The organism is Paenibacillus maysiensis, assembly GCF_000520815.1.
Lineage (GTDB): Bacteria > Bacillota > Bacilli > Paenibacillales > Paenibacillaceae > Paenibacillus > Paenibacillus maysiensis.
In genome coordinates, this window is record NZ_ASRY01000286.1 from 1 (window position 1) to 16,333 (window position 16,333).

General features: G+C 49.2%; 13 protein-coding genes. 12 read left to right on the forward strand and 1 reads right to left on the reverse strand.

Annotated elements, in window-relative coordinates; translation table 11 throughout:
• Nucleotides 1-467, forward strand: a 467-nt coding sequence (locus tag L696_RS0121635) for an MFS transporter (protein WP_025685502.1), incomplete at its 5' end; no start/stop codon positions are given.
• Nucleotides 468-645: 178 nt separating this feature from the next.
• Nucleotides 646-1,557 carry a serine/threonine protein kinase gene (locus tag L696_RS0121640; protein ID WP_025685503.1) on the forward strand — a complete coding sequence of 304 codons (912 nt, stop codon included), beginning with the start codon at nucleotides 646-648 and terminating at the stop codon, nucleotides 1,555-1,557.
• Nucleotides 1,558-1,606: 49 nt separating this feature from the next.
• Here the strand turns inward: L696_RS0121640 and L696_RS0121645 are convergent, their stop codons facing one another.
• Nucleotides 1,607-3,697: a VWA domain-containing protein gene (locus L696_RS0121645; protein WP_025685504.1), complete on the reverse strand. Its 2,091-nt coding sequence runs from the start codon at nucleotides 3,695-3,697 to the stop codon at nucleotides 1,607-1,609.
• A gap of 631 nt (nucleotides 3,698-4,328) precedes the next feature.
• Between L696_RS0121645 and L696_RS0121650 the strand changes: the two genes are divergently transcribed.
• The 10 genes from L696_RS0121650 to L696_RS0121695 all read left to right on the forward strand — a co-directional run bounded on the left by L696_RS0121650 (nucleotide 4,329) and on the right by L696_RS0121695 (nucleotide 16,293).
• The gene (locus L696_RS0121650) at nucleotides 4,329-6,497 is read left to right on the forward strand and encodes a hypothetical protein (RefSeq protein WP_025685505.1); all 2,169 of its coding nucleotides are present in this window, start codon (nucleotides 4,329-4,331) and stop codon (nucleotides 6,495-6,497) included.
• Between the two features lie 119 nt (nucleotides 6,498-6,616).
• Nucleotides 6,617-7,042, forward strand: a complete 426-nt coding sequence (locus tag L696_RS0121655) for a hypothetical protein (RefSeq protein WP_025685506.1) — start codon at nucleotides 6,617-6,619, stop codon at nucleotides 7,040-7,042.
• A gap of 130 nt (nucleotides 7,043-7,172) precedes the next feature.
• A complete protein-coding gene (locus L696_RS0121660) occupies nucleotides 7,173-7,622 on the forward strand; it encodes a J domain-containing protein (RefSeq protein ID WP_025685507.1) in 450 nt (149 codons plus the stop codon).
• Nucleotides 7,623-7,654: 32 nt separating this feature from the next.
• Nucleotides 7,655-8,203, forward strand: coding sequence for an FHA domain-containing protein (locus L696_RS0121665; RefSeq protein WP_025685508.1), 549 nt, complete (start codon nucleotides 7,655-7,657; stop codon nucleotides 8,201-8,203).
• A 40-nt stretch (nucleotides 8,204-8,243) separates the two neighbouring features.
• Entirely contained in the window at nucleotides 8,244-8,771 is a 528-nt protein-coding gene (locus L696_RS0121670; protein ID WP_014282882.1) for an FHA domain-containing protein, read from the forward strand.
• A gap of 34 nt (nucleotides 8,772-8,805) precedes the next feature.
• On the forward strand, nucleotides 8,806-9,636 hold the full coding sequence (locus L696_RS0121675; RefSeq protein ID WP_025685509.1) for a PP2C family protein-serine/threonine phosphatase: 831 nt from the start codon (nucleotides 8,806-8,808) through the stop codon (nucleotides 9,634-9,636).
• 22 nt (nucleotides 9,637-9,658) lie between these two features.
• A complete protein-coding gene (locus L696_RS0121680; protein ID WP_025685510.1) occupies nucleotides 9,659-11,557 on the forward strand; it encodes a serine/threonine protein phosphatase in 1,899 nt (632 codons plus the stop codon).
• Between the two features lie 47 nt (nucleotides 11,558-11,604).
• Nucleotides 11,605-12,924 (forward strand): hypothetical protein, encoded by a 1,320-nt coding sequence (locus L696_RS0121685; protein WP_025685511.1) that lies wholly within the window; start codon nucleotides 11,605-11,607, stop codon nucleotides 12,922-12,924.
• On the forward strand, nucleotides 12,921-13,610 hold the full coding sequence (locus tag L696_RS0121690; RefSeq protein WP_025685512.1) for a hypothetical protein: 690 nt from the start codon (nucleotides 12,921-12,923) through the stop codon (nucleotides 13,608-13,610). Before L696_RS0121685 ends, L696_RS0121690 begins: the two co-directional genes overlap by 4 nt.
• A 31-nt stretch (nucleotides 13,611-13,641) precedes the next feature.
• Nucleotides 13,642-16,293 carry an Hsp70 family protein gene (locus L696_RS0121695; RefSeq protein WP_025685513.1) on the forward strand — a complete coding sequence of 884 codons (2,652 nt, stop codon included), beginning with the start codon at nucleotides 13,642-13,644 and terminating at the stop codon, nucleotides 16,291-16,293.
• The last annotated feature ends 40 nt before the right edge of the window (nucleotides 16,294-16,333 follow it).

Sequence of the window (16,333 nt, forward strand, 5' to 3'; positions counted from 1 at the left end):
TCAATACGGCAGGTCGGATCATATTAGGTGCGCTGTCGGATAAAGTCGGTCGTCTGAAAGTGGTAGCGGGTGCGTTGTTAACAACAGCGGTTGTAGTTACAGTGCTGAGTCTGGTACCGCTGAATTACGGTTTGTTCTTTGCCTGTGTAGCAGGGATTGCCTTCTGCTTCGGCGGTAACATTACAGTCTTTCCTGCCATCGTGGCTGATTTCTTTGGCCTGAAAAATCAAAGTAAAAACTACGGTATTGTATATCAGGGCTTTGGCCTCGGTGCGCTAGCGGGTTCCTTTATCGCAGCCTTGCTCGGCGGATTCATCCCGACCTTTACGACGATTGCTGTGCTGTGTGTCGTATCGTTCCTGATTGCGCTCACTATCCGTACTCCGGATCAAGGCAATCTGGGCAGCCAACGGGAGAAAAATGCCAACAGCATGCGCAGCATGAAGCCTGATACGAAGCTGGGTTAAAAGGAATTGAGAACAAAGTACCAGATGAATGCCAAAAGACCTGTCATCATTTCTCTGAGGGAGATTATGGCAGGTTATTTGTTTTTCCATTATTCGATTTTACGGTATAATAAAAAGATATGTAATAAGCCGATATATACAAAAGACATAAGCTAAGAACCTGACAGGAGGACGAGTCATGATCGTGGATACAAGCGGGAATCTGCTTGCCCGCAATACGAAGCTGCGAAATACATATCAAATTCGAAGCGCCTTGTCCCGCAGTGAGCTGGCCATCGTGTATACGGCAAGGCTGTTGGATAATCGAGAAAAGGTCATTGTTAAGGAGTTTTTTCCGAATGCGCTCGCTTTACGGGGATCGGATCGAAAAACCGTGACCTGTAGTGCATCAATGCAATTCAAATACGTGGAGTTTATGCATTATTTCTTGCGTGAAGGGCAGATGCTCAAGGAATTAAGCCATCCGGGTATTGTCGGTTATATAGATCACTTTGAAGAAAATGGAACTGCTTATCTGGTCATGGAATATTGTGCCGGCAAGACGCTGGACCGGGTGATGAAGGAAGAGGATGCTCCAACGTCCGATCCTGCTTTTTTGTACCATGCGCTGCTGCCTTTAATTGATGCTATGGAATACATTCACGATAAAGGCATTATTCATCGGGATATTAAGCCGGGCAACATTATGATCGGGGAGAATGGCAACATCAAGCTGCTTGATTTTGGATCGGCTGTGCATTTTGAAGGCAAAGAGCATCCGATCTTCACTACGGCGGGCTACTCTCCGCTGGAGTTCTACTCTAATCGCTCGCAGCAGGGACCCGTATCGGATATCTACAGTCTGGCCGCCACGCTGTATTATTGCCGAAAAGGATCACCTCCACCGGATGTGCCGGGCAGATTATTTGCTGATCAGGCCGACCGGATTCAGATCGAAAATGCAGGTCTTTCCCTGCTGCCGTATGTGATTCGGAGAGGTCTGGAGGTGCAGGCCAATAAGCGTTGCCGCTCGCTCAGATGGTTTAAAGCCGCACTGCGTACGGAATATTGGATAAAAAAAGGGAAGCGCCCCACTCTTACGGTTCGTTAATCGTAAGAGACGGTGCTTCCCTTTTTTTGTTTCCGACGGACGTTATCCATTATCCTGTCGGAGCTTGAATATGATCGGTGTACACGGAGGTATTGGGCTTGATCGCTTTGTACCGCAGCTCGATTTCAGTTACACCGTCCTCGAACGTAATGTACAGCTTGTCGCTGTACTCCAGCACGGCCTTTTTATTGCGGCCAATTCTGACTTTCCCGTGCTGCAAGGCGCAGCGTGTATCATGCTTGACCACCAGAGTTCCTTTTTTACCTGCGGAAAAGACAATCCGCTCCGCTTCCGACAGCGGTTCGTGAACGTCAAGCGTACGGAACAACTCCTGCAAGCTGACCTTCCGTCCCGGAAAGGAGGTAAGCGGCCAGGATTTTACCGGAATCTCCTGTCCACTTGCTGTCGCGAGGAAATATCCTTCGATTCTTCCCGCAAACTGCGGTTTTGGTCGCAAGAACCAGTACAGAAGTGCCGCCACTACGACACTAACAGCTACCGTCCATTTGATAGCTGTATACCGGGACTGTACGGAAACGGTCAACGTAGCGCTGCTGGATGCTCCTTCCGAATCGGTAGCGGTAATTTTTAGCTCAGAGTCGCCCGTGTGAAGCCCAGATAACAGCAGATTGGTGCCGTTAATCTCAGCATTAGCCGCATCCCCTGAGGCTCCTGAATCCAGCTTATAGGTGAGCTTGTCATGATTCGGATCAGCAAAAAATTCGCTTAAACTCCGGCGGACATCCCCGTCTTCCTTCACCAGACGAATGGTCAGGTCCTTTAAAGCCTGCGGTGCAGCATTCGCCGCATGGACGGTATGAACCGCTCCCTTGCGATACCATTGCGGGCTGTCCAAAGACAGCTGCCAAGTATAATCCCCCGTTAGAGGGAACGCGTATTCGGTCTGAAAGAATCCCGACCTGTAGGCCATAGGTACCTTTTTGCTTGTACCGCCCTTTACGGGTGTAACCATGATATTGGCTTGAAGCGATTTATATACAGCCTCGTCTGTAAGCTTTTGACCATCCGGCAGTAACAACTGAGCTTTGAACGGTATGGTTTGTCCTTTAAGTAGCTGCACGGGTTTGTTTCCACTGGCTTGTGTTTCCTTGTTTCCCGTCATGGTAGCCTCGGCTTCCAGTCGATAGCTGCCAAGCAAATTGATTTTGACCAAATCTCCGCGTATGCCCCTCAGTTTCAGCTTGACTTTGCCTGCCTGTGGATGCTCAATTTTTAAAATCGCATATCGACTCGATTTGTACCTGCGGACATTTTCTGAATTGGAATAGAGCTGTGTTTCCTGAAGAGGATGCTCCGACAAAAGCACCAAATTGGCTTCTTCCATACTGGAGTCCGGTATATCTACTGTTAATTCTTGCATTTCGCCGGTGGTCGTAATCGCCGCGATTGGAACGAGCTTGGAACGAATCTGGCTGGCAAAAATACGGTTTAAAATTTCCGGCAGATCCTCGGCGCTGCTCGTTATAAAAGAAGCTCCCCCCGTTTGCGAAGCGATTCGCTCCAGTTCTTGTCGGTTCACCGTGCCGTCATGATTCAGTCCAATCGTATACACAGGGTATCCTTTGGTCTGTGCAGACTTAATGACGGAGGACACGTCATTACTTGAGTCCCCTTTGGATCGGGAACCGGAAGAGGCTCCAAAATCAGTCTCTCCATCGGATAACAGGATCATAAAAGGCTGACGTCCTTTGGAAGTCCCTGCGGCAAGCAACTCCGAGCCTTTACGCAATCCAAGTCCCAAATCTGTATAACCGGAACGGTTCAGCGTTCTGATTTCCTGCTGAATTTGTGATTTTTGCGCTGCTACCGCAATAGAAGTCAGCGACTTCGAGGCGACTACATGATGGTTGTAAGCGACGAATCCGACGCGTGTACGGTCTGCATCACTCAAATCCATAAACATATTGATAACTTCGGCCGCAATGCCCTCGGGATCGGTATCCCTCATGGAATAGCTGGTATCCAATACAAAAACGGCATCATAACCCTCGACCGGAACAGTTCCCAAAGATGCGGCATTGGCCTGATTTACAGTCCAAATGACCCCGTTTGAGCCAATTTGAAAAAATAGTACAAAAGTCATAAAAGCAATGATTCCTAATTTCCTCATTCTGAACATAAGCCCCTCCATCGACGAGGCCAATGCGGGCGCGCCTACTCTCCTAATCCTTGGTATATAAGGGATAAAGGATAAAAACAGACTGTTAACCCTCACATTAGCCATGAATTTGATACTTTTACGCTTAACAGAAAGATCCAATGGATTTCTATCGGCAATTGAGTTCCATTTGTGAATAATTCCCTGCATAAACAGGTCTAACATATCATAAAAATTACGTATTTACGCATAAAATGAGTCAAATGACCCTGTTTCAATCTGGGGCTACAGAAATTGACAAAACTAACGGGTGCTTTGTATGATAGCTCTCGTATCAACGGCAAAAACTGGGATAACAGTAGGATCACGGAATAACAGAATCGAAAATTTCCTTGTTACCTGAACGATTTATCTCCGTTTGTTAAATTTGCCATTAAAAGTTAAACGAACGCTTCGGACTGATTTTCGAGGTTACATGCCTGTACTGCGTATGCAGTATGAGCCGAATCCTTTGGCCAATTTGAATGTTATGTAGGGGGGAGGAGGCAAAAGAACTAAGCGTGGGAACCCGGCTGCTCTAGATTGGACATCCCGTGTCCGTATGTGGGGCTTTCGACGTATATCCATACTTTAAATTCGTTTGCCGACAGCGATGGAAATCATTTATCAAACAAACCGGACAATGCTTTTTGAAGAAATCAACCCGGAAAAGCTGGACCTGATCACAATTGTAGGTGATGTGAAGGGCATTGACAGCTTGAGTGATGAGAAAATCAAGGAAATTAACCAGCACCTTCTGGTGCGCAGCTTCGACGAATTTTTGGATAAATTTTCGCCGACTGTGTATTCGTTTTTTAACGCGGCTAATCAAAAAGTGGTCTATACCCTTAAAAAGCCGGAAGGGATTGATGAGGACAGCATTTCTGAAATTCGAGTCAATCAAAGTAATGATTTTCTGAAAATGTTGTTTACGCTCATTGACACCAAGCGCAGTCAAGGAATCACAAATGTGGATTTCAAGTTTGAAAATCTGCTGGATATGATTTCTCCGAAAAAGGTTATGGACGATATTCGTCAAGTCCGCAAAGAAATTCACTATATGTATGGTGAATATGACAAGCTGGATGATGGCGATCCGAAGAAACTCGACATGGGCGACAAGCTGAATGGAATGTTTGAGGAAGCAAGCCAGAACTATAACAACGTTATGGCGATGCTGCCATTGGCGATTGAGGATATCAAAACTCGCCTTCTGCTCGGTGGCGCCCAGGAGGAAAACTCCGGTGAGCTGATCCAGGTGGGTATGCTTTCCATTGGGGAAAGCGGCGAGCTGAAAATTATTGAAGCACCGAAGAGCGACAGCACCGAGCTGATGCTGCTGGATGAGAACAGCACGGGCGATCTGTCACAGGTGTTCGAGGAAGATTACAACTCCATCACAGATACGCCTTCTGACTATGTGAAGGATTTGGTGGTTCGCACGTTTGTGCCGCTGCCGGCTGTTCAGACCAAGGTTGATACTGCGGTTGAAGTTCAGAACTACAACACGTATCTGGAGTTCTATAAAAATGCCAAGGATGATTTCGTAAAGGCGGTTAAGCCGCTTGTGGAAAAAATCCTCGGTGTCAAAATGTTCTTCGATCAATATGCAACGAAGAGCAAGGGTATGCTGCCAACAATGCTGGTGGCAAACAACAAGCTGGACATGCTGGTGAAAAGCAGCAATATCCCGCGCCTGGAAACATACCTGAACACCGTGAATGCCAAAAATGAATTCAGCGACACGATCTGGTTTGGTATCGTTCCATCCGTCGAACTGGAAGCAGCCGGTAAGGTGAAGGTTTCACGTGAACGCTTCAAAGGCAACGAGAAGGTCGTTAAGCAGGGCGGAAATTCGATGGAATCGCTCTCGATGCTGCTGCAAGTCGTGAAGGATTACAAAATTCAAATGTTCTTTAATTTTGAATCCGGTGAAGAAACGACTTTCAACAGTATGGCGACAGCAGGCATCGACAAATATGTCGATAAATGCGCCAGTCTCGTTCGCAGAGAATACAGCGAATTTGCGATTCCTTGCGTACCGAACTTCACGATTATTCCGAAGGATAAATCGGGTGTCATTATCGACAGCAAAATGCTACAGACCGAAAGCGGTGTGCAGCTCTCCAAGGAGAAAGAGGATATTCTCAAGCTGTGGATCGAAGGCGTTTATGTGGGCGCAGCCTACGTTGCCGCTGGTTTGGTCGCTTCTTATCAGTGTCCTGAGTACCTGCGTGAGACGTTCAAAACGGTCAACAAAAACTTCCCTGGCGTACGCTTCGACATCGAAGCGGGAGACAACAGTCTGCGCACGGTGACGACGATGGCCAAGGAAATCACCGGGTTTACCAACACGATCAAGGATGCCATCAACCGTAAAAACTTCGGCTTTGTATTCTCGTCCGAGAATGCTCAGATTCAGGATAAGGATATCCGCCGGATTACCGTCTACAAGGCGAGAAGCATGGCGATGTCCGAGGACGGCTTTGACTCCATCTACAAGACGCTGGTCAGTACGTACATTGAACGTATTTTGCGCTACCAGACAGGAGACTTCAAACACGAAAATATCGTCCGCTTCTTCAGTAACAATCCGAGCAGCCAGAAGAGTAAGTGGCTGAGCAGCAGAGGATCTGTGAACTCGATCATTCAGGACGGAGACGATATGAGCTTCATTATTGATGAGAAAAGCAATATGTGCCATATCGATCTGGTCTTCAACGGCAATGTGAAGAACCTGGAAGTCATGATTACTAAAGGAACCAGCTCGGTCAAATCATGATCCGAGCGCTACGAAAGATGTTAGAGGCGTTTCTATCCAGAACCGCCTTTATACATAAATTGCGGAGAAGCCCTGCTTCTCCCGCCATCATATTACCTAATTTCAAGGAGGCAACACACATGGGATTCAGATTGAAAGTTGAAGGACAAGAAACAATCGAGCTGGGCTTGGATAACATCCAAACGGTTATTTATGACACCGATACACCGGACGACTCCAATGCACGCTCCACTGACGTAGGCTCCACGCTGCGCATCAGCGGTAAAATTATCACAGCCGTAGACGGCGACAGCGCGGATGACACGCTGAAACTGGCTTTGTGGTCCCTGGTTCCTGCTGAAAAAGCAGACAGCTACCGTAAAGTAACACTGGAAGTTATCGCAGCTGATCAAGTTGTGCGTAAAATCCACTTCCCGAATGCTTTCGTGGTGGACTACACTGAGCACTTCGGCGACACAGAAGGTGTAGGTGCATTTACACTCTACATCAAACAAAAGAAAGACAAAACCGAGCTGGCTACAATCGATGGCGGATATCCGGTTTAAGCTTAACGTCTTAACGTTAAGCGCAGCTTAAACACACACTCACCCGGCGCACAAGTGCAGGGTGGATAAATATTAAGAGGCCTACGGGTCTCTTAATATTTATTTTTTTCGGAGAGGGGAACATCACACAATGACCAACTACTATGAGCTGCTCGGTGTCAGCCGGGATGCTTCGGAGGCAGAGATTAAGCAGGCTTACCGTAAACTGGCCAAAAAGTATCATCCTGATACCAACCAGGGAAGCGAGGAAGCAACGCGCAAGTTCAAGCTGATTCATGAGGCTTACAATACCTTGCGTGACGAAGCATTGCGGCAGGCATACGATGCCGAGTTCATCCGAAAAACAGAGGGAGCTGGCGGACCGCAGCCAGAGAGAGGAAGAGGGTCAGCATCTTCCGGTGGTGCGCGCAACGCAGCCAAAGGATTTAATCCGGCTGATATAGGAACTGATTTTGAGCAATTTTTCGGTTTTCAACCGAAAACGAAGGAAGGCTCACCGGGGAAAAAAACGAAAAAATCCGGTGATCCGACGGATACCTCGGCGATGTTTAACCAATTTTTCGGTATTCGTAAAAAGTGATGATTTCAGGATAGAAACGGGGGAAGCAAGCAGTGAAAACGGCGCAGAACAGATGGGTTTTCATCATAGATGCTGCCATGTTCGGGCTGATGCTGGCGATCGCCTTTTATATGTTTAGTCGTACAGGCTACAGCGGTTTGAAAACCGTGGTCGTGATAGGTATCGGAATCGGCGTGCTTGTATACATATTGCGTAATCTGGTGTCAGTTGAACGTGTGGCGAAGCCTGAGACACAGCGCAATCGGATTGCCAAGCTGATACTGATGGATGAAGAGGGCGAGTCCATTAAAGAATGGTATATCGAAGGCGAAACCTCGCTCCTGATCGGCAAAACAACGGCTCGCTCCGAGGCGGATATTGATTTGGCAGGTACAGATTATGCATCTCTTGTAAGCGTGGAGCATGCGGTGCTCAACCGGGTGAACAGCGACTGGTTTGTGGAGGATGTGGATTCCGGTAACGGTACCGGGCTGCGGCCTGCGAACGAAAGTGTAACCAAGAAGCTGGAAAGCGGTGAGCCGTACCGGATTTACACAGGTGATTTATTATATATCGCCAATACGAGACTGCTCGTTAAATAGCTGAAAAGACAATCATGACAATTGGGGGAAGGAACCGATTATGAGTTTGACAAGATGCCCGAACGGACACATGTTCAGTACACGAAAGCACGGAAATACGTGTCCTTATTGTAATACGGTGGTAAATGTAGCCGCACCCAAAAGTGTTGAACCAACGGCAAAAACCAACGGTGCGGGAGACGATGACAGAACGATGCCGTATTTGGGCGAGACCGTGGGGATTCACCCGGTAACCGGATGGCTGGTATGCATCGAAGGAGCGCAGGTGGGTCAGGACTATCGCATTATGGCCGAGAAAAACTTTATTGGACGTGCCGAGGAAATGCATGTCCGTATTATTGGGGACAACACGATTTCCCGCAGAAATCATGCGGTCATTGTGTATGATCCGAAAAAGCGTAATTTCTACTTGCTGCCGGGGGATTCGTCAGGCTTGGCGTATCACAATAATGAGGCAGTATATTCACCAGCAGAGCTGGCTGCTTATGACGTGATTCAGCTGGGACACAGCAAATTTATCTTTATCCCGCTGTGCGGCGCCCATTTTGAGTGGGACAACGAAAACTAGGACGGAAGTGGGTATGGTGCAGGGAGGTAACGAAATGCAGCCTTATTTTGTTGTATGTGGAGCTGCGGTGCTATTCGCTGTTCTTCTCATGATCCGCATGCGGCTGACACGAAGTTCCAGCAGCCGTACCATGGGTGGAATTGAGATCGGAAATGGTCAAACGATCGGGAGCCGAAGCGAGCAGGACGATTATTTTGCAAGTATGACAACACCTGTCGGTACGCTGGCGGTTGTCGCAGACGGCATCAGCGGACTGGCTAATGGACGCATGTCCAGTACATTGGCGGTGACGACCTTTACGAAGGCATTCGCCAAGCTGGAGGATGCGTCGAACCTGAACGGATATTTTGCAGAAGCGGCAACTCAGAGCAATCGCGGTATTTTGCAAAATTTGAATGGGCAGGGCGGAGGGACGACGCTGGCGGCGGTCATCATTTGCGGCTATCAGTTGTATTACGGAGCGGTGGGAGATAGCCTGATTACAATTTACCGTAATGGTCATTTTCAGAGCGTCAATTCCAAGCATACGGCGGAAACCTTGCTGGAGGAACGGGTGCTGGCTGGGCAAATGACCTCGGAAGAGGCCAAAACGAGTCCGGTTCGCAATCAATTGGTCAATTATTTGGGCTATGAGGGCTTTGAGAGCATGGAGCTTGGTGCTGCGCCGATTCGCCTGTACGCAGGCGATCATGTTCTGTTGTGCAGCGATGGGATTCAGGAGGCACTGACGGAGATTGAGCTGGAAGAGATCATGCGCAAGGGTGGAGCACCGCAGGAAATGGCGGAAGCGATGATCGATACGATTAATGATAAAGGCTTTAAAAGTCAGGATAACGCGACAGTGGTTATGTTGGCGATAGGATGAAACCAGAAAGACGGGGGTAGCGATGCGCAAGGACAACAGCGATTTTAGTACCGCCTTTGTGTCGGAAGCGGGCTCTTACATAGACAACCGGGACTATTTTGCATTCATGGAGACGGACGACATGGCCTGTTATGTCCTCGCAGACGGTCTGGATTCGGATCAGGAGCTGCGCAGCGCGGAAATGGTTGTCAAAACGGTGCTGGAAAACTTCATGGAGAAGCCTTCCATGTCCAAACGGCGCTTGATGAGAGATCTGCGTGAAGCGCAGGAATGGCTGCAATTTGAAAGCCGTCGTGTTCGGCTCAAAGCCAGTCTGCTGATGGTAGTGACCAACTACAACAAAATGGTGTATGTTTCGTGCGGTAATGTGCGGCTGTATCATTTTCGCAATGGACGGCTTAATTTTCGCAGTAAGGATCATAGCCTGGCTCAGTCATTGGCAGATGATGGACGTATTCCCGACGAAGCGACCAGCACGCATGAGGAACGGGGCAATTTGCTGGAATATCTGGGAAATCCGAATGGAGTTCATGCCCATTATGCCAAAAAGACGCAGCTTGCAGATGGAGATGTAATGCTGCTCGCCACATCAGGGATGTGGGAGGACGTCGAGCTGGCGGAAATGCTGGGGGCGCTGGAGGAAGCAAAGGACCCGGTCATGCTGACAGATACGCTGGAAGAGGTTCTGCTGAGCAAGCAGCGCCGAACGGTGAACAACTATACGGCTGCCGCCATCTATGTGAACAAAATTTTTCAGGAAAAGCCTAAGAACCGTCGCAAGCTGATCAAACGGATTTTGATTGCGTTGCTTGCCTTTGTGATTGTAGGCGGGGGAGCGTGGATTACCCTGGCTCGTATGGCTGCGAACAAGGCGGCTGCGCTGGAAGCAATGGTCGAATCGGCTCAGGCCGCGGATGATTACGCCAGGGCAGGTGATTATGCGAAGGCGCTCAAGTCCTACAGTGAAGCGAAAAACGCGGCAGTTAAAATTAACGATAAGCTTCACAAGCGACTGTATACGGCAGAGCAGAAACTATCTCAACTCATGGTTGACGGGGACGGATATGTGGAAAAAGCAGACTTTACCAAAGCCGAAGCCAGCTACGATAAAGCGCGGAAAAGTGCCGGTCTGTACCCGCCGTTTAATGTGAAGGATATTGAGCATAAAATCGACCAATTAGACAGCTATGCCGAGACGGCGAGCTGGATGAAGGACGGAGATTTAAAATTTCAGGGCGGCGATTACACGAATGCGCTTAAGCTGTACAAGAAAGCAAACAAGGCTGCGATGGAATCCGGTTATACGTCCGCGCAAAAAGAGCTGGAGAAGAAGATTACCGAGACCAATGATAAAATGACGGCCATCCAGCAGCAGCTCAAGGAAATTCAGGCTGGCAAGCTACAGGCCAGAGGGGATCGGCTGATGAAGGATCTCGATTATGAAGGAGCCATTGATGCTTATAGCGGGGCACAGGAGATTTATCAGGAGATCGATAAGCTTGAAAGCGTACTGGCACTGGAGCGAAGTATTGCAAAGGCAGAGGAGAAACAGAGCGCGGAGCAGCAGAAAAATGGCCAACTTGCTGCTGGTTTGGGATTGCCTGACGGAGCGTTGAACGACACGGACGCAGGGGACGCAGCGAGCGAAGCTTCATCTTCCGCTGCGGCAACTCCTGCTACAGCATCGCAAACCAAGGCTGCGGCAGCTACGGGTAATGCTGCAACAATGAAATCAGCGGATACAGCAGCCGCGAAGAAGGAAGCTTCTTCAACTGCCAAGAGCGGCAGTACGAGCGATGGGAATGCCTCTTCGACGAAGGCACCCGCCAGCAAGGAGCAAGGAACTGCTGATTCCGCTTCCAAAGAAGCGGGTGTGTCTGATTCAGGCAGTCAGAATCAGGCGGCTGCGAACGGAAGTTAAGGTTTTCATGTTCAATGAATGCTGGAGCCGGAAAGGAGTGAGACGTCGTGAAAGAGCTGGTGCAGGACCGTTTGAGCAAGATGGACGATCTGGAGCAGAGACGTTTGCTGAAAAATATGATGGCGGGGGTGTTTATGAACCTCGTCGAATATCAGGAAGAAATGACCCGCCAGCTGGAACGGCGGGTATTTGAGGAAATTGAGAATACGGAAGAGAAGTTTGACGTGTACGTGTCATTGACATCACGTGAAGACTATGATCCGATTCATGAATTTTTATATCCGGTGTTGCCGTCAGATTCCAAGGACAAGGTCTTGGATATCAGCCGTGTGGCAGAGGTCGTTCGGGAAGGCGGAGCGTTGCCGCTATTTACTCTTTTTCTGGAGATGGAGACCGAGCAGATCACCGCGCTTGTACGCAGCAAACGGGTTTTCGGGGGAACGTTGGTAACGGAAACGGGAAGCTATCCGATTCGTTTTCGTCTGGAGCACAACCGTTCTTATATTTTGGAGATTGAGAAGCTATATCTTATGTTCATGCAAAATGGCATGCCGTGGAAAACGATTAATCACCCGTACGCTTATAAATTTGTCGATTGTGTACTGGTTGGAGGAGAAGGCGAGCCTGCCGTCGATGAAGAAATTCACGAAATTACGATCTCGTTGGAGGAATTCGACGTTTTTAAGAAGGTGGATGTTTTTCCACTTTGGAACATTGAACGACTGTCTCTGAAAAACAGTGGTTTCCCAATACCGGCTATAGATCATGTGAACTATGAGCATGTGCTTCCTTTACGTAAAACAGGATCTGAGCACGGCTACCTGATTGACGGAGTGGAAGGCGATATCCGGTATATCAAGCGCACGGAAGAGGAACTGACGATTGTCACGCCTCGTGATAAGTCCGGTGAATGGAATGTGTTGAAGGTTACGAAGCCCGTCCTGACGCGACTTAGTCGTCAGACCTATCCGGTGTTGTCCAATCGGCGGCAGGACAGCTTTTTGGGCCGCTATGCAGGCAAACAGGCTGTGATCGTCCGGGCCAAAGCGGAAATTACGCGTATTGTACATTCTTTTGAAGCTGCACAGGGATTGGAATTGGAGCGTGTGGACATCTGGGGAGGCACAGGCAGAAATGATGTGAGCAAGCTTTTATCCAAAACCCAGACGTATCCGTTAAATCCGTTTGTCAGTGACAACGTGCGGACGGAGGAAGGCAAGCAGATCATGCGATTGGGGTTCAGACACGGTTCTGCGGAAGCTTCGTCAACATTTCCTGCCTACATTTTATCCGACTTGATGAGCTTTCTGGTGTCGGAAGTGCAAATGTATTTCCCGGAGTACAAGTGTGAAGGAGAATGGCTGTGAATTACGTCTGGGATTTGCTTATGCGCGCAAAGGAACAGGAGTTAGATGTTAACAGCTTCCGGTTTGTACCCGCTGTTAGCTACTCTCCGTATATGGAGCTGAGTCTGACCGAACTGAATACATCCGAGCTGGAGCAGGTGGTGGAAATCAATCCATACTACCGCTTTTATTCTATTTTTCGGGACCTGTTTCCGCCGGATGCTGAGGAGTACCTGGAGCTGAGAGAATCGCTGTTCGATATTATGATACATTTTCTGGCAGAAACTGATTTGTATCAAGGCATGAATCGGCGGGAGTACCATATCCGGTTTGTTCAGCGTGACATTGGGAACGGCATTTTTGGCCCGAAGGTGAGCGAAAGCTTTGCACAGTTAAACCGTGAAGAGCAGGATGCGATTGCCGAAGGATTGCTGCGGCTGTATGAGACGGGGGAAGCTGTACATCTGCTAAAAGAAACGATGCGCCGCGTATTTCACCGTTCGATTATTTATACCAATTGTGAGGAAAAGGACGAATTGCTCATCTATATCGGTCAGGAGGAAACGCAGTTATCACGGATCAAAGCGGATTTAATTCTGGACCTGTTTCTTCCGGCGCGTTTTACGATTGAGCTGTATTGGACACGTCATTTCGGTATTTTGGAGGCAGACCCGACGATGAAAATAGACGCTATTGCCCTCTATTAAGGCCAAATGGCAGAGAAAGGACATGTGAACGATGAACGGACCCTATACATACAAGCTGCTTGACCCGCTCACCGATCGAAAAGGCATTCGCTTCACGGCGAAATACACGCGGGCGGAGCTAGAGCAAATGACAACCTTTCAGCTACGCGGAATATGTGATAAGGAGCGTCTGGTCGAGGGCTTTGCTAATCGTCTGGCACGTGAGGAGCTGATCCGCGTGATTCTGCGGTTTCGGAGTGCAGAGGAGCATCTGCTCATCACACGGCCCAACCCCGGCGGCTTCGAGCGCATCGAATCGGCACTGCGGCGAAATTGGAATGATCGACGGCAGGAGAGCGGCGGTATCCGGGTTCCCGCCAAAATCACGCTGTATCAGGGTGTGCGGACAGGTCGAATGGACAATTACCGGATTGAATCCGACTTGCCCTGGCTGAACGTGTCTAATGTGCTGCTGGTGAATGCGGTGGGAGAATTGTGCGGTGTTTTGAATTTGGTGAAGGACGAGGGACGGACAGGCGTATATTACCTTTCCCGCCATCTCGACGCTGAGCTGCGGGAGACGGCTAATCATAATTACAGTCTGCTGTTCTTGCGAAGACAGGAATCGGAATATTTTTATAACCTCTACTATGGAGATAAGCCAATGCTGCCATTGAAGCTTCAAGGTCAACGTATTCCGGTGGCAGAGCTGATCATTCGCGGTACTGAAACGACAGATGCAGTATTGGCGGTTGATTTTGGCACCTCGAACACCACGGCAGGTGCATATCTGGATAGCTCCTACGTTACTGCCCCGGATGCGGGCATGAGCAGTACGGTACGGCTGAACGCAATCAATTATGTGTCCTTCCCCGGCCCGGATGGAGCGGAGGGGGATTGGATCGAAGTGTTGCCGACCGCCATTCGTGTCGCGGACTGCTCTAATCCGGAGCATATCGTATACGTATTCGGAGAGGAAGCACTGCGTGGAACGGGTGTAGCGGGCAGCCGGGCGACGGTACTGCGGGGCATCAAGCGCTGGGTCAATGACTATAAGCGAACCGAGGAATTAATGGATTCCGAGGGGAATACGGCGACCGCTTCCCGCAGCGAAATTTTAGCGGCTTTTATCCTCTATGTGATTGCGACAGCCGAACAACAATTCAAGTGCCGGTTTCGTAACCTGCATTTTTCGGCACCCGTCAAGCTACAGCCGCAGTTTATCGAGATGTTTAGCAATATTTTGCCGGATTACCGGATTGAAGCAGAGGACGCGCTGGATGAAGGGCTGGCTGTGCTGTACAACACGCTGGCAGACCAGATGGAACGAGGGACGTTTGCGGACGGTGAGGAATATCAGGCTCTTGTCATTGATTGCGGTGGAGGTACAACGGATTTGTCTTCCGCCCGATTTCGCATTGAGGATGGACGCATTGCCTATAAGCTTGATATTCACACCACATATGAAAATGGGGATACCAATTTTGGCGGAAACAATCTGACGTATCGGATTATGCAGTTCATGAAAATTGTGTTTGCAGGCTATTATGCTGCGGAAACGCGATTGCCTGACACCGATATTGATGCCTTGATCGGCATTCCTTCAGGGGATTTGTACCGCCATGTGGATGAGTTTGGTGTAGATGCTGTGTATGCGGGACTGGAGGAACGTTATCGAGAGGCAGAGGCCATCTTGCCTACGGCGTTCAAACAGTATGAGCATGCCACACGGGATGAATATCAGCGGGTGCTGAGCAATTTTCATCTATTGTGGGGCGCGGCGGAAAATATGAAAAAGGAATTTTTCTTACGCACAGGTATCCTGCGCAGCCGCTTCGAGTCCGAGCAGGTATTTTCATCCGAAAGTGACCTGAACATAGCCGTGATGGATCGTTGGCTGGTTTCAGTCATCGAAAATGGACGTTTTCGTGATGAATACGGATTGCCTGATGTGGTGTTCAATATCCGTGAAATACAGCAGCTTCTCAAGGCGGATATTTACAACATTGTCCGCAAGTTTCTGGATGATTTTTATCAGGAGGGGCGCTTGCAGGACTATTCGATTATCAAGCTGACCGGGCAATCCTGCCGGATTGACGTTTTTCGCGAGGCGCTCAAGGAATTTGTGCCGGGGCGCAGCATTGAATTCCGTCAGAAGGCGGAAGACCTGAGCCGGGTGCCTGAACTGAAAATGGCCTGCCTGCGCGGCGCTATCCGTTATCTGAACGCCAAAAAAATGGGCACGATTGAGCCTGTCATTACCAATCATATTCCGGCCATTCCGTATACCGTCAGCGCATGGACGCATACGGGGCGCGAGAAGGAACTGATTGCGAGCTTGGAGAGCAACCTTGTACGCGGCTCTATTTCCAGGCCGTCCCATGCGGCCGAGGTGGAATTTTTCCTGACGGCGAACGGCGGCAAGCTGCGTCAGCGCCATGTATACCGCAGTCGGCCAGAAGCCTTTGAGCCGATGCCGTATGAGGAAATCGCCGTGCTGTACGGGCGGGATATTCCGCAGGATGATACCGACTCTATTCGCAACGGCGAGACGAAATATTTTGTTTTTGTAGGCAACAGCCGTTGGGGCTTTTATGTGGTGCCGATTACCCGCCGGGATGAATTGCTGCATCTGGGGCCCAAACGCTTTTTTGCCTTCGAAAACGATCTCTCCGAGCTGGATTTCTTTGACGGCACGAAGTAAGACAACAAGAAAAATATGGCTCTTCGCTCTATTGGATGGG